The organism is Arthrobacter sp. 4R501, from assembly GCF_002929755.1.
In the GTDB taxonomy this organism is placed as follows: Bacteria; Actinomycetota; Actinomycetes; order Actinomycetales; family Micrococcaceae; genus Arthrobacter.
Window position 1 is genome coordinate 57,168 of sequence record NZ_PJIW01000020.1, and the last position, 22,350, is coordinate 79,517.

Annotated in this window: 22 protein-coding genes and 2 riboswitches; of the genes, 7 read left to right on the forward strand and 15 right to left on the reverse strand. The window is 66.7% G+C overall.

What is annotated here, in order from left to right; genetic code table 11:
* Positions 1 to 7: 7 nt before the first annotated feature.
* Entirely contained in the window at positions 8 to 2,509 is a 2,502-nt protein-coding gene (opgC, locus tag CXR02_RS18130) for an OpgC domain-containing protein (protein ID WP_104063250.1), read from the reverse strand.
* A gap of 86 nt (positions 2,510 to 2,595) precedes the next feature.
* Positions 2,596 to 3,105: a hypothetical protein gene (locus CXR02_RS18135; protein ID WP_258061106.1), complete on the reverse strand. Its 510-nt coding sequence runs from the start codon at positions 3,103 to 3,105 to the stop codon at positions 2,596 to 2,598.
* Between the two features lie 125 nt (positions 3,106 to 3,230).
* A riboswitch (SAM riboswitch) is annotated at positions 3,231 to 3,346 on the forward strand.
* Between the two features lie 13 nt (positions 3,347 to 3,359).
* Between CXR02_RS18135 and CXR02_RS18140 the strand changes: the two genes are divergently transcribed.
* Genes CXR02_RS18140 through CXR02_RS18150 form a run of 3 tightly spaced genes read left to right on the forward strand, consistent with a single transcriptional unit; the run spans position 3,360 to position 5,232 of the window.
* Positions 3,360 to 3,617, forward strand: coding sequence for a DUF1737 domain-containing protein (locus tag CXR02_RS18140; RefSeq protein WP_056341324.1), 258 nt, complete (start codon positions 3,360 to 3,362; stop codon positions 3,615 to 3,617).
* Entirely contained in the window at positions 3,614 to 4,027 is a 414-nt protein-coding gene (locus CXR02_RS18145) for a rhodanese-like domain-containing protein (RefSeq protein WP_104063251.1), read from the forward strand. The genes CXR02_RS18140 and CXR02_RS18145 overlap by 4 nt, the downstream gene beginning before the upstream one ends.
* Positions 4,024 to 5,232, forward strand: a complete 1,209-nt coding sequence (locus CXR02_RS18150) for an O-succinylhomoserine sulfhydrylase (RefSeq protein WP_104063252.1) — start codon at positions 4,024 to 4,026, stop codon at positions 5,230 to 5,232. The genes CXR02_RS18145 and CXR02_RS18150 overlap by 4 nt, the downstream gene beginning before the upstream one ends.
* A 138-nt stretch (positions 5,233 to 5,370) precedes the next feature.
* Here the strand turns inward: CXR02_RS18150 and CXR02_RS18155 are convergent, their stop codons facing one another.
* Entirely contained in the window at positions 5,371 to 5,712 is a 342-nt protein-coding gene (locus CXR02_RS18155; protein WP_104063253.1) for a DUF1905 domain-containing protein, read from the reverse strand.
* A gap of 84 nt (positions 5,713 to 5,796) precedes the next feature.
* Complete coding sequence (locus tag CXR02_RS18160) at positions 5,797 to 6,699, reverse strand: LysR family transcriptional regulator ArgP (RefSeq protein ID WP_219816448.1); 903 nt, start codon at positions 6,697 to 6,699, stop codon at positions 5,797 to 5,799.
* Positions 6,700 to 6,768: 69 nt separating this feature from the next.
* Here CXR02_RS18160 and CXR02_RS18165 point away from each other — a divergent pair, with 69 nt between their 5' ends.
* Complete coding sequence (locus CXR02_RS18165; protein ID WP_104063254.1) at positions 6,769 to 7,392, forward strand: LysE/ArgO family amino acid transporter; 624 nt, start codon at positions 6,769 to 6,771, stop codon at positions 7,390 to 7,392.
* Between the two features lie 95 nt (positions 7,393 to 7,487).
* On the opposite strand, the gene CXR02_RS18170 is transcribed toward CXR02_RS18165, so the two are convergent.
* Complete coding sequence (locus CXR02_RS18170; RefSeq protein WP_104063255.1) at positions 7,488 to 8,714, reverse strand: glutamate--cysteine ligase; 1,227 nt, start codon at positions 8,712 to 8,714, stop codon at positions 7,488 to 7,490.
* Between the two features lie 151 nt (positions 8,715 to 8,865).
* A complete protein-coding gene (locus CXR02_RS18175; protein ID WP_104063256.1) occupies positions 8,866 to 10,389 on the reverse strand; it encodes a UDP-N-acetylglucosamine 1-carboxyvinyltransferase in 1,524 nt (507 codons plus the stop codon).
* Between the two features lie 286 nt (positions 10,390 to 10,675).
* On the opposite strand from CXR02_RS18175, the gene CXR02_RS18180 reads away from it, so the two are divergent.
* The gene (locus CXR02_RS18180) at positions 10,676 to 11,413 is read left to right on the forward strand and encodes a hypothetical protein (protein ID WP_308470700.1); all 738 of its coding nucleotides are present in this window, start codon (positions 10,676 to 10,678) and stop codon (positions 11,411 to 11,413) included.
* Between the two features lie 48 nt (positions 11,414 to 11,461).
* Here CXR02_RS18180 and CXR02_RS18185 read toward each other — a convergent pair whose 3' ends face one another.
* Genes CXR02_RS18185 through CXR02_RS18195 form a run of 3 tightly spaced genes read right to left on the reverse strand, consistent with a single transcriptional unit; the run spans position 11,462 to position 14,552 of the window.
* On the reverse strand, positions 11,462 to 12,256 hold the full coding sequence (locus CXR02_RS18185) for an energy-coupling factor transporter transmembrane protein EcfT (protein ID WP_104063258.1): 795 nt from the start codon (positions 12,254 to 12,256) through the stop codon (positions 11,462 to 11,464).
* A complete protein-coding gene (locus CXR02_RS18190; RefSeq protein ID WP_104063259.1) occupies positions 12,253 to 13,902 on the reverse strand; it encodes an ABC transporter ATP-binding protein in 1,650 nt (549 codons plus the stop codon). The genes CXR02_RS18185 and CXR02_RS18190 overlap by 4 nt, the downstream gene beginning before the upstream one ends.
* On the reverse strand, positions 13,902 to 14,552 hold the full coding sequence (locus CXR02_RS18195; RefSeq protein ID WP_058930860.1) for an ECF transporter S component: 651 nt from the start codon (positions 14,550 to 14,552) through the stop codon (positions 13,902 to 13,904). Before CXR02_RS18195 ends, CXR02_RS18190 begins: the two co-directional genes overlap by 1 nt.
* Positions 14,553 to 14,617: 65 nt before the next feature.
* Positions 14,618 to 14,759, reverse strand: a riboswitch (TPP riboswitch).
* 56 nt (positions 14,760 to 14,815) lie between these two features.
* Between CXR02_RS18195 and CXR02_RS18200 the strand changes: the two genes are divergently transcribed.
* On the forward strand, positions 14,816 to 15,358 hold the full coding sequence (locus CXR02_RS18200; protein WP_104063260.1) for a heme-degrading domain-containing protein: 543 nt from the start codon (positions 14,816 to 14,818) through the stop codon (positions 15,356 to 15,358).
* Positions 15,359 to 15,399: 41 nt separating this feature from the next.
* A complete protein-coding gene (locus CXR02_RS18205) occupies positions 15,400 to 15,663 on the forward strand; it encodes a DUF4235 domain-containing protein (protein WP_104063261.1) in 264 nt (87 codons plus the stop codon).
* 110 nt (positions 15,664 to 15,773) lie between these two features.
* On the opposite strand, the gene mnhG is transcribed toward CXR02_RS18205, so the two are convergent.
* Genes mnhG through CXR02_RS18235 form a run of 6 tightly spaced genes read right to left on the reverse strand, consistent with a single transcriptional unit; the run spans position 15,774 to position 22,241 of the window.
* Positions 15,774 to 16,196, reverse strand: a complete 423-nt coding sequence (gene mnhG / locus CXR02_RS18210) for a monovalent cation/H(+) antiporter subunit G (protein ID WP_104063262.1) — start codon at positions 16,194 to 16,196, stop codon at positions 15,774 to 15,776.
* Complete coding sequence (locus CXR02_RS18215) at positions 16,186 to 16,464, reverse strand: monovalent cation/H+ antiporter complex subunit F (RefSeq protein WP_058930856.1); 279 nt, start codon at positions 16,462 to 16,464, stop codon at positions 16,186 to 16,188. Before CXR02_RS18215 ends, mnhG begins: the two co-directional genes overlap by 11 nt.
* Positions 16,461 to 17,006 (reverse strand): Na+/H+ antiporter subunit E, encoded by a 546-nt coding sequence (locus tag CXR02_RS18220; protein ID WP_104063263.1) that lies wholly within the window; start codon positions 17,004 to 17,006, stop codon positions 16,461 to 16,463. The genes CXR02_RS18215 and CXR02_RS18220 overlap by 4 nt, the downstream gene beginning before the upstream one ends.
* Positions 17,003 to 18,610, reverse strand: coding sequence for a Na+/H+ antiporter subunit D (locus CXR02_RS18225; RefSeq protein ID WP_104063264.1), 1,608 nt, complete (start codon positions 18,608 to 18,610; stop codon positions 17,003 to 17,005). Before CXR02_RS18225 ends, CXR02_RS18220 begins: the two co-directional genes overlap by 4 nt.
* Positions 18,607 to 19,200 carry a Na(+)/H(+) antiporter subunit C gene (locus CXR02_RS18230; protein ID WP_104063265.1) on the reverse strand — a complete coding sequence of 198 codons (594 nt, stop codon included), beginning with the start codon at positions 19,198 to 19,200 and terminating at the stop codon, positions 18,607 to 18,609. The genes CXR02_RS18225 and CXR02_RS18230 overlap by 4 nt, the downstream gene beginning before the upstream one ends.
* Positions 19,197 to 22,241, reverse strand: a complete 3,045-nt coding sequence (locus CXR02_RS18235) for a Na+/H+ antiporter subunit A (protein WP_104063266.1) — start codon at positions 22,239 to 22,241, stop codon at positions 19,197 to 19,199. Before CXR02_RS18235 ends, CXR02_RS18230 begins: the two co-directional genes overlap by 4 nt.
* Positions 22,242 to 22,350 lie beyond the last annotated feature (109 nt).

Below are 22,350 nucleotides of genomic sequence, written 5' to 3' on the forward strand. Positions count from 1 at the left end.
CGCGCCGTCACGTGGGGATGATCCTGAACAGGAAGCGCGTCCGGACCATGATCCACAGGAGCCCCAGGATCACGGCGTAGGCAGCCGTGTTGAGGAGGATGTCGCCCTGCTGCAGCGCTGGGATATTGGCGACCACTGCGATGAGGACCACGTGGATAACAAAGACGTAGAGCGTGGCCCGGCCCAGCGGGATGAGGAACCATCCGAGGGCACGCTCGGCAGGCTTCCAGTAGGCCGTGAGGAACGCGTAGGCCGCCACCACCAGGACCAGGACGTTCAGCAGCCGTCCCGGCGCCAGGTAGGTGCGGGCAAAGAAGGAGTCGTACATGGTCCGGTACAGGGAATCCGGGATGACGGCCAGGCGGAGGTCAAACCCGTTGGCAAGGTAGGGGTTGCCCCAGGACAGGAAAGCGAAAATCACGGCAGCCCCGCAGCAGGCTGCCACCGCCCAGGGGCGCGCCGAGAGCCACCCTACGATTTTCCGCCGGTGGAAACCGGCCACCAGGCCGATCACAAAAAGCACCTGCCACACCAGCAGCGGAAACGAATCCTCGAACTGGGAGGGCAGCAGCCTGGTCCGGGTGGCCGCGCCCACCGCGTAGACGCCGAGGGTTACCGCCAGCACCCACAGCGTCCGGCCGCGGTTCAGGGCAGCGAGGATCAGAGGGCTGAGCAGCAGCAGGACCACGTACAGGCCCATCACATTGAACTGCCACGGCCCGAACTGCAGGAGCAGGATGGCCGGCAGGACCTGTGGCGGAACGGGGAACTGGAAGAGCGATTCCATCCCCGCATACAGGTTGTAGGTCCGGCCGGACGCGGCATGGCCGGCCCCTCCTGTTCCCTGGTCGGTGTAAGTGGTGAGGGGATCTGTCTGGAAGATCGGCAACAGCGAAACCAGGAAAATGCCCACCATCACCACCAGTGCGGTGACATAGAGCTTGCCCGCCCGCCGCGACGTCAGGTCCACCACTTTGCCAAAGTCGTCGTTGACCCGGGGGCCGTAGACCATACCCACTACCAGGCCCGAGAACAGCACAAACAGCTCCGCGCCGGAGACGAAGCCCACCGCTTCCTGGGTCAGGAGCTGGAAGAGGGACGTCATGCCCAGATGGTTCACCACCACAAACACGATGGCTGCCCCGCGCAGCAGGTCCACGCGGGAATCCCGGTTTGACGGGTCGGTGTAACCCCAGGCAGCCACGGCCGCCACCCTCCGCGGGACCTGCCACAGGGCGACAAGAAGGATGAGCAGGGCCGCGCCCACGCTCCAGGCCGCCGGGCCGGTCAGGGTGTTGGCCTGGACGTACTCCTGGCCGGCGACGATTTCAGTGACCGGCCCCGTAACGAGGCCGGACGCGTTCAGCCGGGCACGTGCCGCTGCAGCCACATCGGCGTTTCCCGTAATGGTCCAGTCGACGCTGGCCACGCCGGTGTCCCGGGTGCTGGTCCGTTCGTCCCAGACCACGGCGGCGGTCTTGCCGAACCGCCCGGACGTCGCCGCTTCGAGCGCCTGGTCCCACCAGTCCCGTTTGATGTCGGCCTCCGCGGCGCCGCCGGTAGCGGGGCCGTAGAAGGCTGCGGTCTGCAGGAGGAATGGCTTGTCGCGTCGCTCCACGTACGTGGCGTAGAAGTCCTCATTGCCGGCTCCGGTCAGCATCCCGGCCAGCTCCCCGGGGGCAGCCACAGTATTGACGGCGGACGCACCGGCGGTGTCGTCATGGTAGGCGGACAGCCCCACCCATTCCACGGCGTCGTCGCCGGGATAGTAAGGCGCGTAGGCCCCGTCCCCGCCGTCCCAGGTACCGTCAGCGTTGGTGTCCAACAGGGCAAAGCCCTCGCTGCCAGCAGCGGGGGCCTTGCGGTTCCGTTCAAAGGGGTAGTCCCGCCCCAGGTACGGTTGCCACACCATCACGGTGCCGGCGTCGTTCGTTTCCTTGAACTCCGCAGCCACTGCCCTGAAGGCGGACCGGAAGGCTGCCGGCTGCTGCCCCCAGTCAAGCCAGCTCCCGTTCATGTCCGGGGCGAAGCGGACCAGCACCTGGCCCCGGAAGCCCGCCGAGATCCTCGTGATCTCTGCGGCAAATGACCGGGCGGCGGCGTCGTCGATCTGCTCCAGCGGAACTGTTGGTTTGACGGTGAGCATGGCATGGGAGCCCAAGGCTTCAGTCTGGTCCAGGAATTGCCGGATGTCGGTGGTTTCCGAGGACCGGACGGGGATGGAAATGTCATGGCCCAACAGGGCCGGTGTCGCCCCTAGCCGTTCGGCAAAGCTCGCCGCCGAATCCTCGCCCCATTCAAGGACCACTCCCAGCAGCGGCTTACCCGGCTCCGGAGCTGTGCCAGCGGCCCGCGCGGTTCCAGCGGCACGGGCGGTGGCGGCGGTTGGCAGCGCCGCCAGGACCGCCAGCAGGAGGGTGAGCAGTAGGACGACGGCGGTCCGCACCCGTGTCCGCCCCGCAGGGCTGGCAGGGCTGGCATTGTTGGCCGGTGCAGTGGCTGTTGGCATACTGGTGATATCCCCCAAGAACGGCTGCTTCAACGACGGTGGCCGGCGCCCCTGCAAACTCTATCGGCCTCAGCCTTTGGTCCGGTTCAGCCCTGCTTGGTCTCGGGTCCAAGGATGACCAGCGGCACCAGGCGTTCCGCACACGAAACCCGGACCAGTCCGGCCGGCCTCTGAGCCGCCCGGTTGTTCACTCCGGTGTCGTCGCACCAGTCCAGGTTGTACGGGTAAGCGGTGACCCCGGCCTTCCCGGGAGCCACGCCAGCCGGGACGGTGAACACGAAAGTGAAGCCGCCGTCGTCGGACATGGGAGCGAGCTCTTCCAGCACCGCGGTACCGGTCGCATCCTTGACCGTCACCTGGACCTGTGCGTCGGTGCCGTAGCGGGCATCGCAGGTGGTATCCGGGGCGCTGACGGTGATCCTGTCACCGGGTTTGGCGGCGGCAGGCGAGACGGTAAAGTCCGGCGGCATGCAGGGCGGCGGCGCGAAAACGCTCCGGCAGCTTGTCACCCCCACCAGCACCGGCACAGCGCACAACGTCACAGCCAAAACGCGTGCCCAGGCGCCCGTCAGTGAACGCCCTCGAAAGTTCCCCATGACCCGATCGTCCCGTCAGCGCCGGCGTTACGGAAGCACGGCGGGATTACGGAAAAACGCATTGGTTACGGAACATGACGTAGGCGGCAGTGCGGCCGGGCGGGCCGGATGTTACGTTTTTGGGGAGTAATGAGAACCGGCGCCAAGCCCTGACTGGCCGGTCGGCAACCCTCCCTTTCGCGGCGGGGTGCCTCAGGTGAATACTCGGCATATCGACCCATTCGAGCTGCAAGCGTGAAAGAAGGAGTTCCGTCGTGTCTGACGCACCCGCCCCTGAAGAGAAACTGTCGTACCGGCTTGTCACCGGGCCGGATGACAGGTCGTTCTGTGAACGGATTTCCACTGCCCTGGCTGAAGGGTATGTCCTGCACGGCAGCCCGGCCGCAACGTCCAACGGCGGCGTTGTGATTGTTGCGCAGGCACTCATCCTCCCGTCAGCCATCGCCACAGCTGATGCCGCCGTCGCCTCCGCCGTGGACGACCTCGATTTCGACGGCGAGGGCCACGCATGAGCTACGCCGGAGACCTCACCCCGCAGCAGGCCTGGGCCAAACTCGAACAGGGCGCCATCCTGGTGGATGTCCGGACCGAAGGCGAATGGGCCCACATCGGCATCCCGGACACGAAGGCCACGGACAACGATCCCCTGTTCATCCCGTGGACGTTCCCGGGTGGCATCCCGAACCGGGATTTCATCACCGACCTGACGCAGCAGGCCCCGGAGGACGACGGCACTGAACTGGTGTTCCTCTGCCGCTCGGGCCAGCGCTCCATCGCCGCCGCCATCGCCGCGACGCAGGCCGGCTTCACCTCCTACAACGTCCTGGAGGGTTTCGAAGGCGAGCCGGACCGCTACGGCGAGCGCACCGTCAACGGCTGGAAGAACCGCGGCCTGCCCACCAACCTGGGAATAGCCAAGTGACCTTCAACCCAGACGCCGCCGGCTGGAGCGCCGAGACGCAGGCGGTCCGCGGCGGGCTGGACCGCACCAACTTCCAGGAGACCACCGAGCCGGTCTTCCTGAACTCGGGCTTCGTCTACGAGTCCGCTGCCGCCGCCGAGCGCGCCTTCACCGGCGAGGACGAACGCTTCGTCTACTCCCGGTACGGCAACCCGTCCGTGGCCACATTCCAAGAACGCCTCCGCCTGCTTGAGGGCACCGAAGCGTGCTTTGCGACGGCGTCGGGCATGTCAGCTGTGTTCACCGCACTGGGCGCCCTGCTGGCGGCCGGGGACCGGGTGGTTGCCGCGCGCTCGCTGTTCGGCTCCTGCTTTGTGATCCTGAACGAGATCCTGCCGCGCTGGGGCGTGGAAACCGTGTTCGTTGACGGCCCGGACTTGGACCAGTGGCGGGACGCCCTGTCGGAGCCCACCACCGCAGTGTTCTTCGAATCGCCGTCCAACCCGATGCAGGAAATCGTGGACATCGCCGCGGTCAGCGAGCTGGCTCACGCCGCCGGGGCCACCGTCGTCGTCGACAATGTCTTTGCCACTCCCCTGCTGCAGCGCTGCGGCCAACTGGGCGCGGACGTGATTGTGTACTCCGGCACGAAGCACATCGACGGCCAGGGACGCGTCCTGGGCGGCGCCATCTTGGGCACCAAGGAATTCATCGACGGCCCGGTCAAGCAGCTCATGCGGCACACGGGCCCGGCTCTCTCCGCGTTCAACGCCTGGGTGCTCACCAAGGGCCTGGAGACCATGGCGCTGCGCGTCAACCACTCCTCCGCGTCCGCACTGCGGATCGCCGAATGGCTCGAACAGCAGCCGGCCGTCAGCTGGGTCAGGTACCCGCTGCTGAAGTCACACCCGCAGTACGAGCTCGCCGCCAAGCAGATGAAGGCCGGCGGCACCGTCCTCACGTTGGAACTTGCGACGACGGGTGGCCGCTCGGGCAAGGACGCCGCCTTTGCGCTGCTGGACGCCTTGCGGATCATCGACATCTCCAACAACCTGGGCGACGCGAAGTCCCTCATCACCCATCCGGCCACCACCACGCACCGCGCCATGGGTCCCGAGGGCCGCGCCGCCATCGGGCTCAGCGACGGCGTGGTGCGGCTGTCCGTGGGCCTGGAGGACGTGGACGACCTCATCGGCGACCTGGAGCAGGCTCTGAAGCACATCTAGGTCTGGTTGACCTGGTTCTGATTGGGCTGCTGCGCGATGATGCCTGGATGGTGGCGGCCCTCCCGGTGGCTTCCGGCGCAGTCCACCGCGGGGTGCTTCGAGAAGAGGCGATCCTGGCAGCGTCATTCCCGGCAGAGTTCAGCCAGTACCGCTTATCCGTTCCCCGGTACGTGCCTCGTGTTCGCCTTGGATCGCGAGCCGGACGGCCACTTCAGCCCCGTCGCTGATGCCCGCCGCGTCCCGGACGGCCTTCTTGACGGGCAACAGGTAGGAGCCGCTTTTGCTGTCCGGAAAGACCGAGGTCTGCCAGGTGCAGCCGGAGATTTCCGCCGTGACTCTGACCGAGCCGAAGCCCTTCCGGAACACCGCCGCCTCTTCCCGGAGGTCGTCGGCGACCTCCACCGGGAGGGTAAGGAAGTGCCAGCCGGATTCGTCGGGATAGCGCCACAGTTCGGCCCGGAATGAGTACGACGACGTCACGGCCTGAGTATGGCATGCCGCGTTGCCGGACGCATCCCCTATCGGGGCCGGCCCAGGCGAATAACGCGTGAGGCAAACGGCGGCTTAGGCGCCCGGCTGGCGCAGCTCCCGGGAGGCCGTCTCCCGGACGGCGGCGGTCAGCTGGTTAAGCACCGGGGAGTCGATCTTCCAGCGCTGCCAGTACAAGGACACGTCAACGGGGCTCGCGGAGGCCAGCTCCACGAGGGCGCCGCTGCGGAGGTCTGCCAGGCACTGTTGCTCCGGCAGCAGCCCCCATCCCAGTCCGAGCCGGATGGCCTGGGCGAACTCGGCCGACGACGGCACATAGTGCCGCGGTGCGTTCAGTTCAGCGCCGGTCATCGTGCGGAAGAACCCGTCCTGCAGGTCATCCTTGCGGTCGAAGTCCACCACCGGGGCCTGGCTTCCGGCAACAAGTTCCGGCCCGTCGGGCCACCAGCGCCGGAGGTAGCCGGGGCTTGCCACCGCACGGTACCGCAGGGAACCCAACGGTTCCACGCTGCAGCCCTGGACCGGTTCCGGCGTTGCGGTTACCGCGGCCATCACCGATCCCGTCCGCAGGAGCTGGGTGGAATGCTGCTCATCCTCCCTGCGGAGTTCGAAGCACGCGCCGAGGTCCGGCGGAAGACTTGCCAGCGCAGGCATGAACCAGGTGGAGAGTGAGTCCGCGTTCACCACCAAGGGGATGGGCGCCATCGGGCGGTCCCGGCTCCCGCCGAGCTCCTGCTGGGCGTCCCACTCAAGCTGCCGGACCTGCCGGGCGAACCGCAGGATGGCTTCTCCGGCGGTGGTGGGGCGGACGGGGTTGGTGCGCTGCAACAGGATCTGGCCTGCCGCGTCTTCCATCGCCTTGAGACGCTGGGAAATGGCCGACGGCGTGACGTACAGGCTGCGGGCCGCCGCCTCGAGCGTCCCCTCGTCTACGACGGCCGCGAAGGTCCGGAGCTGCTCAAACTGGAACATCTTCATTAGCTTTCCTTAATAGAGCTAAGAATATTTAGCTGGTGTAATCCTATGTCCGCCCGTACGTTGGAGGATATGGATCTGACAGCACTTCTAGGCCCCGCCGCGCTGGGCTTCGGCACAGGCCTCGCCCTCATCGTGGCCATCGGCAGCCAGAACGCCTTTGTCCTCCGGCAGGGCATCCGCGGCGAGCATGTGGCCGCCGTCGTCCTGGTCTGCAGCGTCTCCGATGCGCTGCTCATCGCTGCGGGCATCGCCGGAGTGGGGGCGCTGCTCCAGTCGAGTCCCGTAATCGTAGATGTGGTCCGGTTTGCCGGCGCCGCCTTCCTGGTGGGCTACGGCGTTATGGCGGCGCGCCGGGCGGTTCGTCCTGGAGCACTAACGGCGTCCGGGCGGCAGCCCGCCGTCGGCCTCGGCGCCGCCCTCAGCACGGTACTGGCCCTGACGTGGCTCAACCCGCATGTCTACCTGGACACCGTGCTGCTGCTCGGATCGGTGGCCAACCAGCAGGCACAGGATTTGCGCTGGTGGTTCGGGGGCGGAGCCATCGCCGCCAGCATCGCCTGGTTCAGTGCGCTGGGATTCGGGGCCAGGGTCCTCCGGCCGTTCTTCGCGCGACCCTCCTCGTGGCGCATCCTGGACGGACTCGTCGCTGCAGTCATGCTCACGCTGGGTGTGCGCCTGGCGGTCGGTGCGTGACGTCGTCGTTTCTTGGCGCGAACGGACACATGGGGCCCGTCACAGCGCAAGAACATGGCCATATCTGCCCGTTCGCGCAAAGCCTCGGGGAGAACTCAGGACAGGCGCACGCGCAGCAGCTCCGGGACCTCGTCCGCCTCACGCAACCCGGAGGTGCCGCGCATCGTGACACGCACGGCGTGGGCAACCACGGCCCCCAGCCCGCCGTCGTCGGGCGCCGATTCTTCCATCACCGCGTCCCGCACCCTGCGCTGTTCGGTGGAGCCGGTGCCGCGGGCAATGATGTCCTCGATGCCCTGCCGGGCCAGGGAAAGTTCGTCCTGCTCGGCGAGGACCGGAGCCAGATAATCCACCAAGGATCGCACCACGTCGACGGCCGGCGCCGGCCTGAACGTGCCAAAATCCAGCAACTCACCGTTCAGGCCACTGCTGCTCGCCTGCCATGCCGCCATCCGCAGCAGCACCGTGGGCACCGGGGCCGGCTCCACGCCGTCGCGCCATTCACGGCTGGCCGATTCGACCAAGGCCCGCACCAGCACCGCGATCAGGGCAGCGTCCTCGGCGCGGAGGCAGACGTCGGCCACCCGGACCTCAACCGTGGGGTGGTTCCGGGACAGTCGGGCGTCAAAGTAGATCATGCCTTCATCCAGCAACACGCCACTGTCCAGCAGACGCGTGACCACCCTCCGATATGCGGAGTACGTGCTGAAAATGGCCGAAGGGCCGGACATAGGCCAGCGGTTCCAGGCCTGGGTTCGGTAGCTCTCGAACCCTGTGGGCATCCCGTTCCAGAACGGCGAATTTGCGCTCATTGCCGTGAGCACTGCCAGCTTGTCCCGGATCCTGTCCAGCACTGCCACGCCCTCGTCCTTGGATTCGATGAACGTGTGGACGTGGAAGCCGCAGGTCAGCTGCTCCTGCGCGGTCAGGCCGAAGCGTTCCAGCATCCGGGCATAGCGGGCGTCCGGAGTGGTGTGGCTCGCAAGGCCGAACGGAGAAGTGGCCAGCGCGGCGACCCTGGCACCGTTCTTGATGGCCGCCTGGTCCGCCAGCAGCCGGCCGGCCCGGATCTGCTGCAGCAGTTCTTCGTACTCGAGGCAAGGACGGGTCTGGGTCTCGATCTGCTCAAGCTTCAGCTCGGCAGTCAGGCCAGTCCAGTCGTCGTGAGCGGTTTTTTCCTTGGCTGCCAGCGCATAGGGACGTTCCGGGGCGTCGTCGGCTGCCATCCGGCGGCCGGACAACATCGCATCCGCGAGGGCAAGCGGCTCCCCCGTGTCCGGATCAACGATCAGGAGCTCTTCCTCGACGCCGAATGTACGCATTCTTATATTGTGCTGCAACGCCCGCCAGGTTGACCCGGTTACAGCCGATCATGACGAAGCGCGAACCGGCAGATAAAGGGCTCAAATCCGTCTCTAGGGGTCGTTATCTGCCAGTTCGCGCCAGGCGAAGGGCCGCAAGTGTACGTTCGCGTTAGTCCTGGAAGTACTCCACCTTGGCGCCGATGGTGTTAAGCCGTTCCGCCAGGTCTTCGTAGCCGCGCTCGATCACGTAGATATTCCGCAGCTCCGAAACACCCCGCGCCGCGAGCATGGCCAGCAAAAGGCAGGCGGCGGGGCGGAGCGCCGGCGGGCAGCCCACCTCGGCGGCCCGCCACTTCGTGGGGCCGTTGACGTAGATCCGGTGCGGGTCCAGAAGCTGCACCTGGGCGCCGAGCCGGTTGAGTTCGGTGAGGTAGATGGCCCGGTTCTCGTAGACCCAGTCGTGGATCATGGTCTGGCCGTGGGCGTTGGCGGCGATGACCGCGAAAAACGGCAGGTTGTCGATGTTCAGGCCAGGGAACGGCATCGGGTGGATTTTGTCCTCGGGCGCCCGCAGCTCGGACGGTTTGGTGGTCACATCCACCAGCCGGGTTCGGCCGTTGCGCGCCACGTACTCGCCGGAAATCTCCAGCTTCTGGCCCATCTGTTCCAGCGTGGCCAGTTCGATTTCCATGAACTCGATGGGAACGCGGCGGATGGTCACCTCTGAGTTGGTGACGATCCCGGCGGTGATGAGGCTCATGGCCTCGATGGGGTCCTCGGACGGGAAATACTCAATGTCGACGTCGATGAGCGGCTGCCCGGTGATCTTCAGTGTGGTGGTGCCCACGCCGTCGATCTTCACGCCCAGCATCTCGAGGTAGAAGCAGAGGTCCTGGACCATGTAGTTGGGGCTGGCGTTGCGGATTACGGTGGTGCCGCGGCGGTGCGCCGCTGCCATGATCGCGTTCTCGGTGACAGTGTCCCCGCGCTCGGTCAGCACAAAGGACCGGTCGTGGGTGTCCGGCGGCGGAGCCTGCACGGCGTAGAAACCGGCAGTCGCCTCCACGGAGAGCCCGAACTGGCGCAACGCCTGCATGTGCGGCTCCACGGTACGGGTGCCCAGATCGCAACCGCCGGCATACGGCAGGCGGTATTCCGCAGATTCGTCAAGAAGCGGGCCCAGGAGCATAATCACACTGCGGGTGCGGCGCGCCGCGTCCACATCCATGGCCTTGAGGTCCAGGACGGCGGGGCGGCGGAGCTGGAGATCGGTGTCGTTAAGCCACGTGCACTCGACGCCGATGCTGGTCAGGACCTCCACGATCCGGTTGACCTCTTCGATCCGGGCGAGGCGGCGCAGGACGGTGGTGCCGCGGTTGATCAGGCTGGCGCACAGCAGCGCCACACCGGCGTTTTTGCTGCTGTTGACATCCACCGCCCCGGAAAGCGTGCGGCCGCCTTCGATCCGCAGGTGCGTCATCTGCGGTTTGCCCACTTTGACGATGCTGCGGTCGAGAATGGCTTCGAGCCGCTGGATCATTTTCAGGCTCAGGTTCTGCTTGCCCTGCTCCATCCGGGCGACGGCGCTTTGGCTGGTTCCCAGCGCTGACGCGAGCTGACCTTGGGTCCAGCCCTTCTCGGTCCGGGCGTCCCTGAGTGTGGCGGCAACGTGCTCGGCAGTTTGCTGGATCATAGATAAAAAATATCACAGATGAGCTATTTTACGGGATGTGAATCGGAGTGGCGACTGAAATCCCAGCAAATACCCGATTCATGAGATAGCCGCTCCTTGATGTTTGTCCTTGACCCGCCACTCGCTGGGCGGGAGACTAAAACATCGGGTTCACCCGATAAACGGAAGAATGCCCTGCAGGAGGCCTGCCATGTATGGGAATGCGGCCACAGCATCCCATGCTTTAGCGTGTGCCATCTTGTGCCTGCTCATGGCCCTTTGCGGGATTATCGTAGCGCCGGCGTCCGTGGCCGCCCCTTCACCGGGTGAGGGCGCCGAGCAAGCACTGGGCAACGATGTCTCGTGGCCTCAGTGCAACAAGGCGCTTCCCGCCGCTCCAGCTTTCGGGATCGTGGGCGTAAACAATGGCCTGGCCAGCACCACTAACCCCTGCCTCGCCGAACTGCTCCGCTGGGCCAAAGCCATCACGGTGAACCCGACCGATCAGCCGTCCGTGGCCCTTTACGTCAACACCGCCAACCCGGGGCACGCAGGCTCCTGGTGGCCGACCAGTAATAACTACCCCGCAGCCCACGCTGTATCCAACCCCTACGGCACCTGCAAGGACAAGGACGTTGCCCCGGCGTGCGCATACATGTACGGCTACGCCAAGGCGTACGACGACGCCTACATCCGCGGCATCAGCAGCCCCTCGGACTACCTGTGGTGGCTCGATGTTGAAACAGGCAACAGCTGGTCCCTCGACCAGAATGCCAACCGTGCCGTCCTAGAAGGTATGACCGACTTTTTTCACAGCATCGGCGCCGACGTCGGCATCTACTCCTCGGCCTATCAATGGGGACAGATCGTGGGCAGCGTCAGCAGCTCCAGCAACCTTTATACCCTGCCCAGCTGGCTGGCAGGCGCCCGCACGGCCATCGGAGCCACGGCCAACTGCTCGAATGCGCCGCTAACCCCCGGCGGCACGGTCACCCTGACCCAGTTCGTCTCCAGGGGCTTCGACTACGATCACTCGTGCATTTAGCAGGCACAGCGCGCCGTAGCCAGAATCCAGAAGCATGGCCCGCCCGGACTAGCGCCAGACGAAGTTCCAGGTCCCCATTACTGCCGCGGAAACCACTGCAGCCGCCGCGATCAGCACGCCGCCCGCCAGGACCCAGGCGTCCAACGGCGAGTACGTGGATTCCCGCGCCCACGTCCGCTGCCCGGTGCCAAAACCGCGCGCTTCCATGGTGATGGCCAGCCGGGACGCCCGGCGGATGGCCTGGACCAGGAGCCCGAAGCTCTGCCCGAGGGTGGCCCGCAGCCGTTGCAGCGGGCTGCCCTGCGAGCCCACGCCGCGGGCCCGCCGCGCCATGCCGATGGTCTGCCATTCCTCAGCCATGAGTCCCACCAGGCGCATCGCGGCCAGCGTGCCGAGGACAAACCGGTGCGGCAGCCGGGCCTTCTGGGCCAGCGCATCGGCGAGGTCGGTGGGGTCCGTGCAGGTCATGAGCAGGATCGCCGGAAGGGCTATCGCGAGGCCTCGCAGCATAAAACCGATTCCCAGCTGCAGGGAACCTTCGCTGATGGACCAGATGCCGACGTCGAGCAGTCCAGCGCCGCTGTCCGCCGCGACGATCGCCGTGCTCCAGCCGCCCAGGGCTGCCGCGATGATGAGCGGCCAGCCCCGTTGCCACAGCAAGCGAAGGGTGAGGCCGGCCAGCGGAAAGAGCGCCAGCTCGGCCGCAAGCGCCACCGAGGCGGACACCCAGTCGATGGAGAGCGCCAGCGCCAGGGTGATGAGGAAGACGACGGCGAACTTGGCCAGCGGGTTGGCGCCCGTCAGCAGCGCGTGGTTGCCGCGGAGGGTCAGGGCATCCCTCATGCCGCACCTGCTTCCTGGCGGGCGCCACCGCGCGAGGCCGGGCCAAGCCGCAGTTCGGCCCCGCCCAGGACTGCGCTGAATTCCTGGTCGTGGGTCACGGAAACCACGGAGGTCCCGGCGTCGAGCAGTTCTGAGAGGAACGAGGCGAGCTCGGCCCAGGTGTTGGCATCCTGGCCGAACGTCGGCTCGTCGAGCACCAGCACACGCGGGTGCGCCGCGAGGACGGTGGCCACCGACAGGCGCCGCTTTTCGCCGCCCGACAGCGTGTACGGATTGGCGTCCACCAGGTGCGTCAGGCGCAGCCGTTCCAGCAGCTCATCAACCCGCTCCTCGCCATGCCCCAGGTGCCGCGGGCCGAACATCAGCTCGTCCAGCACGCGGCCGGTCACGAACTGGTGCTCAGGCTCCTGGAACACGGTTCCGATGCGGGAAATCAGCTCGTTGGCTTTCCATTTGAAGGGATCGATCCCGGCCCCCTCGGAAAGCTCGACGGCGGCTGACACCTTCCCCGCCACCGGCGCCAGAAGCCCGGCGAGTGTCAGCGCAAACGTTGACTTGCCGGCGCCGTTGGGCCCCGTGACGGTGAGTGCCTGGCCGGAACGGACCTGGGCCGTGATGCCCAGCTGCACCGGTACCGGCGGGATGGTCCGGAAGCCGCGGCGCCGCGGACGCTCGCGGGAGACGGCCAGGTCCTCGGTAGCCAGCAGCAGGTCACCTGAGCCTGTGGACACGCGGCGGCGGGTTGCCGGAACGTAGCCCGGCACCCAGACGCCTGCGCCGATCAGCATGTCCCGTGCCTCCGCGAGCACCTGGTCCGGCGGCCCGTCCAGCAGGACTGCGGACGTAGCGGGGGAAGCAGCGGAACCCGCTGCCGAGCCCGGCTGCAGCACCACAATCCGGTCCACCAGGTCCTTCCAGACGGACACGCGGTGTTCCACCACAACGAGGGTGGCACCGGTTTTGTCCAGGCAGCGGCCCACGGCGTCGCGGACTTCCAGCACGCCAGCGGGATCCAGGTTCGCGGTGGGCTCATCCAGCAGGATCAGCCCGGGCCGCATCGCGAGGATCCCGGCCAGCGCCAGGCGCTGCTTCTGCCCGCCGGACAGGGCCGACGTCGGGTGGTCCAGCGGGAGCCGGCCCGCACCAGCGCCGCCGTCGGCGTTCAAACCGGAGCCGGCATCAGCGCCGTCGCTGGCGTTCAAACCGCCGCCCCCGGCACTCCGCAGCCCGACGTCGTCGAGCGCTTCATGGACGCGCCGCCAGATCTCGTCCCGTGGAACGGCGAGGTTCTCGGCGCCGAAGGCGACGTCGTCACCTAGGCGCGACAGAACAACCTGCGTTTCCGGATCCTGCTGCATCAGGCCCGAGCGGCCGCGTTGCCCGCGGGGCACCACACCGTCGATCAGCAGCGAACCGGTTTCGTCGGCGTCGTCCTCTTCATCCCCCAGTACCCCTGCGAGCGCGTGCAGCAGCGTTGACTTGCCCGCGCCCGACGGGCCCAGCAGCAGCACCCGCTCGCCGGGAGCGATGTCGAGGTCGAGCCCTCGGACGGCGGGGGCGGAACGTCCGGCATGCCGCCAGCCCCAGCCACGGGCGGACACCGCGGCGGGGCGTACTCCGTAAGCGCCGGCGTCGGAAGCGGTCATCAGTTGAAGACGGGCTCCGACGCTGCCTTCCGGGACGCGAACGAGCTCAGCACGCCGGTCCTGGCCAGGCCGCGGGTGGCGATCCAGGACAGCGCGCCCGCAATCACCGCGCCGGAGATTGTGCAGAACACGATGTACGCGAGCTTGTCACCGGGCTCGTAGGCGATGTTCCAGCCCCACGGCAGGAACGAGTCATTGAGGCCGCAGAACAGGCCCGCGCCGGCACCGGCCAGCAGCGCGGCGATGAGGTTGTACTTCTGGTGCAGGAAGGACTTGAACCGGAAGTTGCCGTATACCAGCAGGAAGAACACCAGCTCGGCGCCCAGGCCCTGCAGGAGTCCGGAGATCAGCACCGTGGCGCCGTACTGCGAGCCCATGATGAGTTCGCCGGTGGCGGCCACCGCTTCGCAGAAGAGCGCCGCGCCGGGTTTGCGGATGATGAGCATGCCCAGCACTGCCGGGATCATCCAGCCGCCGGCGATCAGGCCGGTCAGCGGGGGGTAAACGGCGTTCATGGGGGCGGAGACGATGCCGGCGCCCTGGGACCAGGCCCAGAAGATCACGCCGCCGGTGATGGCGATGAGTGCCGCCACCACGATGTCCACAACGCGCCAGGTATTGCCGGTCTTTTTGATTGCTGCAGTTGTCATTTTGGTCCTCCTGAGGAACAGGAGGGGAAAGTGCCCCGGCGTGCGGCGCTGCCGCCGTTTCCGGACACTTCGAGAACTCGACTCCCTTGCGCCGGTACTAACCGGATCAGGTTCGAGGGTCTGCGGCTGTCCGCACTCTCAGCGCCCACCTGCGGTTCCCTGGCAATGCCAGTGATGTCCGACGGCGGCGCTCCCCTGTCGTAATAAATCTGCCCTGATGGGCGTGCTCCAGTTTACACCGCGGGCGGGGTAGATTGTGGGCCATGACTGCCAACAACCCGACTGTGACTGCGTTCAATCCCGATTCGACGGTGCCCCAGCCGGCGGGGCTGCTTGAGGCCCTGATTGCCCGGGTCGGAGCCGAGATCAACGAGCTGCAGTTTCCGCATTTCAGCAAGGACGACTCCCTCAACCTCGGGCTGCTCCTGGTGGAGCTGGGCAAGAGCCGGAAGCTGCCTATCGCGATCGACATCACCAAGGGCGAGCAGGTCCTTTTCCATGTTGCCCTGGACGGCGCCACCCCCGACAACGAGCACTGGATCCGGGCCAAGCAGCGCACCGCCGCCAGGTATGAGATCCCGTCGCTGCTGGTGGGCCTGCGCGGCAGGCTGCACGGCGGCCGGATCGAGGACCACGGCTGGTTCGACGAGTCCACCTACGCCCCGCACGGCGGCTGCTTCCCCGTCTACGTCGCCGGTGTGGGTGCAGTGGCCACGGTGACGGTCTCGGGCCTGCCCCAGCAGCAGGACCACGATCTGGTGGTGGAAGCCCTGCGGGAGATTCTGGAGTCCATGCAGCCGGGTTAGGCTAAAGGAAGTCCCGGATCCGCTCACAAGGAGTTCAACGAATGAACCTGTTCATCAAGCTGCTCGGCACTGCAATCAGCATCGGCGCCGGGTTCGTCGGCACCAAGGTGGTCAATACCGTGTGGGAAAAGTCCACCGGCCGGAAGCCTCCCACCGGCAAGGACGAAGACACTCCCACCACCCTGCGCTCGGCCCTGACGTTCGCGCTCATTTCGGCCTCGGTCAGCACCATCATCCAGGTGCTCGCCAACCGCGGCACCCAGCGGGCCATCACCCGCTTCGCCAAGTCCCAGGACATCGTCTGACCGCATCACCATCCCCTGAGTTTTTGTCCAGATAATCGGTTCAACCCGGCCGAGATACCCGATTATCTGGACAAAAACTCACACGGGACGCTGGGGCTGCGCGTGACGCTTCAGTCCCGCCGGCCGCCGTCGGACGCTTCATCCCTGGACGACTCATCCCGGGCCGATCGGGCCGCCTTCTGAACCACGGCTTCGAGTTCATCGGAGCTGAGCAGCTCACGGTGCAGGTGTTTGGTCCGGTAACCGGCGCGGCCCACCATATGGGCGGAAACCGGCACCGTCAGCAGCTGGAAAATCCAGGCCACCAGCAGCACCGGCCACACCCACCAGGTGCGCAGCTGCAGGCCGATGGCCGCCAGGAGCAGGAACAGCCCCAGCACCTGGGGCTTGGTGGCCGCGTGCATGCGGCTCAGCAGGTCCGGGAAGCGGAGCAGGCCCACGGCGGCGGCGAGCGACATGAGGGCACCCGCCACCAGGAACACCGCCGACACAGTATCGATGACGTTGTCAACCACGCTGGCGTCAGGATTCATTGGCTTGCTCCCGCCGGTCGGCCACGTAGCGCGCCACGGTTACCGACCCGATAAAGCCGACCACGGACAGCGCCACTAGCAGCATCAGGTTGTTCAGGTGCCGGTTGACGGCCATGTCGATGCACAGGGCCGCACCGAGGATCGCGAGCAGGACGTCGGAGGCCAGCACCCTGTCCAGCAGCGACGGGCCGCGGGAGATCCTGATGATGGCTCCCGCCGCTGCCAGCGAAAGAATGACTGCCGTGACAGCCAGGACAGTCTGCATCATGCTGCGGCCTCCTGCCGGATTGCTTCGAGTTCTTCGCGGGTGCCCATGATCCTGATCAGGCCCGCTTCGATGGAGCGGACTTCCTGGCGCAGGTTCTCGACTTCTTCCGGGCTGCTGACATTGAGCGCATGGAGGTACAGGGTGGACGTTGACCGGTCCACTTCCACCACCAGCGAGCCCGGGATCAGCGAAATCACGTGCCCGGTGGCGGTGACCATCAGGTCCTGGTGGCTCCTCAACGGCACCGCGACGACGGCGTTGATGACCCGCGGGCCGCGGACAGCCGCCAAGTACATCACCTCAACGCTGGCTGCCGCCACCCTGCCCAGGAAACGCAGGGCAAATGGCACTGCATAAAGAATGTTGAACCTGCCGCTGAGTTCCACCGGCGGCAGGTAGAAGATCCGGGCCACGAGCACGGCCAGCAACGCGCCGAAGAGCAGGTTGCCGGGGCTGAAGTCCTGCCACAGGGCGCCCCAGACAATCACCAGCCATACCAGCAGGGGCAGTTCCTGGCGGAGGGAAATCCGGCGGCGGCTCATTTGCCCCCACCGTTCTTCAGGGCCAGCGGGGGAACGTCCGTGTCCTCGCCCAGCACGGCCTGGATGTAGGCGGACCTGTCCAGCATTTCGTGGGCGGCCTGGTCCGAGACAGTGAACAACGGGCCCGCAAAAACAGTGAGTGACACGCCCAGGACCACCAGGCCCAGGGTTGAGCCCACCATGGTGCGGGGCAGCAGCGTGACGTTTTTGCGGCCGGCCCGGCTGCCCGTATCCGAATCCTCCGGCTCGGCCAGCAGGACGGGGTCCGGGTGCTCGGCGTCCGAGGGCTTGCGCCAGAAGGCGCGGTTCCAGACCCGCGCGACGGCCAGCAATGTCAGGAGGCTGGTGACCACACCGCCGACCACCAGGGCGTAGGCCAGGGGTGTGCCCAGTTCGATGCCCGCCTGGATGAGCCCCACTTTCCCCAGGAAACCGGAGAACGGCGGGATCCCGGCAAGGTTCATGGCGGGGATAAAGAAGAGCAGGGCCAGGATGGGTGACAGCTTGGCGAGGCCTGCCAGCCGGTCCACGGAGGAGCTGCCGCCACGGCGCTCGATCAGGCCCGTAACCAGGAAGAGGCTGGTCTGGATGGTGATGTGGTGGGCCACGTAGAACACGGCGGCGCCCAGCCCGGCCACCGAGGACATCGCCAGGCCGAACACCATGTAGCCGATGTGGCTGACCAGGGTGAAGGACAACAGACGTTTGATGTCGCTCTGGGCCAAGGCACCCAGGATTCCCACCACCATGGTCAGCAGCGCCGCCACCATCAGCGGGGTGTTCAGGCTGTCCCCGGGGAAGAGCAGGGTCTCCGTGCGCACCATCGCGTAGACGCCCACTTTGGTCAGCAGGCCGGCGAACACGGCGGTGACCGGCGCCGGCGCCGTGGGGTAGGAGTCAGGCAGCCAGAACGAGAGCGGGAACACGGCCGCCTTGATACCGAAGGCCACCAGGAGCATCACGTGCAGCAGGGTCCGGGTTCCCTCGTCCAGGTCCGCGAGCTTGATGGCGAGGTCGGCCATGTTCACGGTTCCGGTGGCGCCGTAGACCATGGCGATGGAGATCAGGAACAGCACCGAGGACACTACGGAGACCACCACGTAGGTGACGCCGGCGCGGATGCGGGGGCCGGTCCCGCCCAGTGTCATCAGCACATAGCTTGCCGTCAGCAGGATCTCGAAGCCGACGTACAGGTTGAACAGGTCCCCGGACAGGAACGCGTTGGAGACCCCGGCCACCAGGATCAGGTAGGTGGGGTGGAAGATCGACACCGGCGCGTCCTGGTCGCCGTCGGCCATGCCCTGCCCCGTGGCGTAGACCAACACAGCGAGGCTAATGGCCGACGACACCACGAGCATGAGGGACGAGAACTGGTCCACCACCATGGTGATGCCCCACGGCGGCAGCCAGCCGCCGATGGTCACGGCGGCCGTTCCGCCGTCCCACACGGAGGCCAGCAGCAGGCACTCCAGCAGGAGGGTCAGGGACAGCACGCCGATGCTGACCGTGCGCTGGGCGCGGGAGTGCCGGATCAGCAGGAAGGCCAGGGCGGCACCGAGGACGGGAAGTATGACGGCGAGCGGGGCAAAACTTGCGATGTTCACTTCACACCTCCGTCGGGACCAGGGGTTACGTTCCGCGAGCCGGGTTGCTCTTCAGCGGCGGCATCCGCGGCAGGAATCTTCTTGGCACCGGCCGTGACGGAACCCCCGGCCCCTTCCGGGCCGTCCGCCGCCGTGGGGTGGTTCGAGACCGTGCTCCCGTCGCCGCCAAGCATGGTCAGGGGAAACTCGGAAGTCTCGGCCGGGATCGGTGCGTCGTCCTCCGCGTCGAAGCGGGGGGTCTCGGCGACGCGGAGGTCCTCGACGTCGTCCTGGATCTCGTCCTGGCGGGCCAGGACCCACGTGCGGTAGATGATGCCGAGCATAAATGCCGTCACGGCGAAGGAGATCACGATCGACGTGAGGATCAGGGCCTGCGGCAGCGGGTCCGCGTACTCATGCGCGCCGGTGTCCTTGTTGTACAGGGGCGCCAGGCCGGCATAGCCGCCGGTGGCCAGGATCAACAGGTTAGTGGCGTTCGCCAGCAGCATCAGCCCGAGCAGGACCCGGGTGAGGCTGCGTTCCAGGATCAGGTAGATGCCGCACGCATACAGGGCACCCATCACGGTCAGCAGGGTCAGGTTGACGCTCATCCTCGGCCCCTCGCAGTGGTTTCGGAGGGGACGCCCACGGGTTCCCGCACCTGGGCAGTCGCAGGGGCGTCGTCGTCTGGCGAGTCCTCGGCAGGCGCAGTTCTCTGCTCTTCGAAGTGTTCGTCGATCTCGGAGCCCAGGCTGCGGAGGACGTCCAGCACCAGGCCGATCACCACAATGTAGACGCCGATGTCGAAGATGGTGGACGTAACGAACTTGATGTCCCCGAACACCGGCAGCCAGAGTTCGATGATGGCGGTCTGGAATACCTGGCCGCCCAGCAGCAGCGGCACCACACCGGACGCCGCCGCAGTGGCGAGCCCGATCCCCAGCAGCGTTCCCGCGCCGACGGGCGTGGCCTCGCGCAGTTCGAACCGGCCGCCGGCCAGGTAGCGGATGGCCAGGGCAAGTCCGGCAGTCAGGCCGCCGGCGAAGCCGCCGCCGGGCAGGTTGTGGCCGGCCAGGAGGAGGTAGAGCGAGAAGATGATCAGGGAGTGGAAGATCAGCCGCGTGACCACTTCAAAGATGATGGAACGCCGTTCCGGTGCCAGGGTGCGCCCCGCCACGATCCAGGCATCCCGGGCGGAGGCGGCGAATTTGCGGCTGATGGCCAGGGCCGCGGCTTCCCGCGACCCGGGATCCACTGCGACCTGGCGGCCTACGCTGCCCTCGGCAATGGTTTCAGAGACCCTGGTCCGGTCGCCGCGGCCGCGGACGAAGATGAGGCTGGCAACACCTGTGGCGGCCAGTGCAAGGACGGATATCTCACCGAAAGTGTCCCAGGCGCGGATGTCCACCAGGGTCACGTTGACGATGTTCAGCCCGCCGCCGCCTTCATAGGCAAGGCGCGGGAATTCCAGGGACACGGGGACGGCCACCCGGGCGCCCATGGCGTGGATGGCGGCGAAGACCATGGTGACGCCGAACGCCGCCCCGATGATCACGCGGACCACCCGGTACTTGCCGCCGGTGCGGTCACGGAGTTCCGCGGGCAGGCTTCGCATGGCCAGGACAAAGGCCACCAGGATGATGGTTTCCACAAGGATCTGCGTGAGGGCCAGGTCCGGTGCGCCCTGGAGCGCGAACATCAGGGCGATCCCGTATCCGGTGACGGACACCATCAGCACAGCGAGGAACCGTTTGTTGGCCTTGACCGCGGCCAGCGCGCCGATCACAATTCCCGCCCCGACCACGGGCTGCAGCGGCGAGTAGGGATCGATGAAGTACAGGTTGTCCGGCAGCGGCTTGCCCGCCAGCACCATGGCGGTCAGCGGCAGCGCAAACGCCATCGTGAGGATCACGGCGAGGTAGAAGTACAGGGAACCACGCTGCGTGCGGCCCGTAATCCAGACCGCGGTGTCGTCCAGGGCGCCGATGGTGAGCTGGTACATGCGGTCGCCGTCGATCCAGCCGGGAACGCGGGACTGCGCGCGGGCCACCAGGTTCCGTCCGCAGTACATCGCCAGGCCGAGGGCAAACGTGAGGGCGGTCAGTCCCAGGGCGGGGGTGAAACCGTGCCACAGCGCAAGGTGGCCGGCCTGCTCGGCCGGTGTGCCGGCGTCGGACGCGGTGGACGCGAACAGCGCGGCGTAGGGCTGGACCCAGGCGTCCACCGACGCCGGCCAGAGGCCGTAGACGATGCTGAGGATGCTGAGGACGGCCGGGGCTGCCAGGAAGGAAGGCTTGACCGCCTTGAACGTTGTCCGCTCAATCCCGGGCTTCACCGCGAACGCTCCCCACATAAAGCGCGCACTGTAGGCGAACGTGAGAACGGACCCGAGGACGATGCCCACGAGCACCACCAGGCTCCAGGCCTCGCCGCCGGAAGCGTGGTGGACAAAGGCTTCCAGCACTGATTCCTTGGCCACAAATCCGGCGAGCAGCGGGACGCCTGCCATCGAGGCGGCACCGATGCCGGCCACTATTCCGAGCGCACGGGACTGCCCGAACACGCCGGACAGCTGGCGCACATCGCGGGTCCCGGCCTGGTGGTCGATGATGCCCACCACCAGGAACAGGGTGGCCTTGAACAGTCCGTGGGCCAGGAGCATCGCGAGGCCGGCGAGGGCCGCATCCGGTGTGCCCAGCCCCACCACCATGGTCAGGAACCCCAGCTGGCTGACGGTGCCGTAAGCCAGGATGAGTTTGATGTCGGCCTGCCGGAGCGCCCGGTAGCCGCCCACCAGCATGGTGGCAAGGCCCAGCCCCAGCACAATGGACTGCCAGTACGCGGTGTCGGAAAATCCCGGGGCGAGCCGCGCCACCAGGTAGATCCCGGCCTTCACCATCGCCGCGGCGTGGAGGTACGCGCTCACCGGGGTTGGCGCTGCCATGGCTCCGGGAAGCCAGAAGTGGAAGGGAACCAGCGCGGACTTGCTGATGGCGCCCGCCAGGATAAGTACGACGGCGGCGGCGACGATGGCGCCGGAAGGTCCGCCGATCAGCGTGGGAGCCTGAGCCAGGATCGCCGAAATCCTGTACGTGCCGGCGCTGTGGCCCAGCATGATCAGGCCCACCAGCATGGCCAGCCCGCCCGCGGTGGTGACCATCAGTGCCTGCAGCGCCGAACGCCGGGCCGCCAGCCTGGTGCGGGCGAAGCCGATCAGCAGGTAGGACAGGATGGTGGTGAGTTCCCAGAAGATGAACATCAGAAGAAGATCGTCAGCGATCACCAGGCCGAACATCACTCCCGCGAAGGCGAGGAACTGGGCGCCGAAGCCTCCGAGATCCTGGTCCTTGAGGCTGAAGTACCGGGCGCAATAGACGAGCACCAAGGCGCCGACGCCCAGGATAAGGAGCGACATCACCCAGGCAAGGGGATCGAGCCGGAAGGCGAATTCAAGATCCAGCCCGGGAATCCACGGGAAGACCTCCGAGACCGCGCCGGCGTCCGAGTATACGGCGCCGTGCTGGAACAACAGCCAGACAAAAGAAGCAGAGGGCACAGCCGCCAGCGCATAGAACGCGTTGCGACCCCACGCCCTGAAGAGAAACGGCGCCACGGCAGCAACCGCAAAATGCACGGCAAGGACTGTGATCACTGGTATCTCCGCAACGTCAGGGATTCGATTGTCAAAAAGTTAGGGCAGGCGGTCATTCGTCAGGTTCGGTGGCCACAGTTTATCAAGGCACCACTGACACTTTTCCCGC

Coding starts and splice junctions, on each gene's coding strand:
- opgC (WP_104063250.1), bottom strand. CDS start 2,509: ATGCCAACAGCCACTGCACCGGCCAACAATGCCAGCCCTGCCAGCCCT.
- CXR02_RS18135 (WP_258061106.1), bottom strand. CDS start 3,105: ATGGGGAACTTTCGAGGGCGTTCACTGACGGGCGCCTGGGCACGCGTT.
- CXR02_RS18145 (WP_104063251.1), top strand. CDS start 3,614: ATGAGCTACGCCGGAGACCTCACCCCGCAGCAGGCCTGGGCCAAACTC.
- CXR02_RS18160 (WP_219816448.1), bottom strand. CDS start 6,699: ATGAAGATGTTCCAGTTTGAGCAGCTCCGGACCTTCGCGGCCGTCGTA.
- CXR02_RS18165 (WP_104063254.1), top strand. CDS start 6,769: ATGGATCTGACAGCACTTCTAGGCCCCGCCGCGCTGGGCTTCGGCACA.
- CXR02_RS18170 (WP_104063255.1), bottom strand. CDS start 8,714: ATGCGTACATTCGGCGTCGAGGAAGAGCTCCTGATCGTTGATCCGGAC.
- CXR02_RS18175 (WP_104063256.1), bottom strand. CDS start 10,389: ATGATCCAGCAAACTGCCGAGCACGTTGCCGCCACACTCAGGGACGCC.
- CXR02_RS18185 (WP_104063258.1), bottom strand. CDS start 12,256: ATGAGGGATGCCCTGACCCTCCGCGGCAACCACGCGCTGCTGACGGGC.
- CXR02_RS18190 (WP_104063259.1), bottom strand. CDS start 13,902: ATGACCGCTTCCGACGCCGGCGCTTACGGAGTACGCCCCGCCGCGGTG.
- CXR02_RS18195 (WP_058930860.1), bottom strand. CDS start 14,552: ATGACAACTGCAGCAATCAAAAAGACCGGCAATACCTGGCGCGTTGTG.
- CXR02_RS18200 (WP_104063260.1), top strand. CDS start 14,816: ATGACTGCCAACAACCCGACTGTGACTGCGTTCAATCCCGATTCGACG.
- CXR02_RS18205 (WP_104063261.1), top strand. CDS start 15,400: ATGAACCTGTTCATCAAGCTGCTCGGCACTGCAATCAGCATCGGCGCC.
- mnhG (WP_104063262.1), bottom strand. CDS start 16,196: ATGAATCCTGACGCCAGCGTGGTTGACAACGTCATCGATACTGTGTCG.
- CXR02_RS18215 (WP_058930856.1), bottom strand. CDS start 16,464: ATGATGCAGACTGTCCTGGCTGTCACGGCAGTCATTCTTTCGCTGGCA.
- CXR02_RS18220 (WP_104063263.1), bottom strand. CDS start 17,006: ATGAGCCGCCGCCGGATTTCCCTCCGCCAGGAACTGCCCCTGCTGGTA.
- CXR02_RS18230 (WP_104063265.1), bottom strand. CDS start 19,200: ATGAGCGTCAACCTGACCCTGCTGACCGTGATGGGTGCCCTGTATGCG.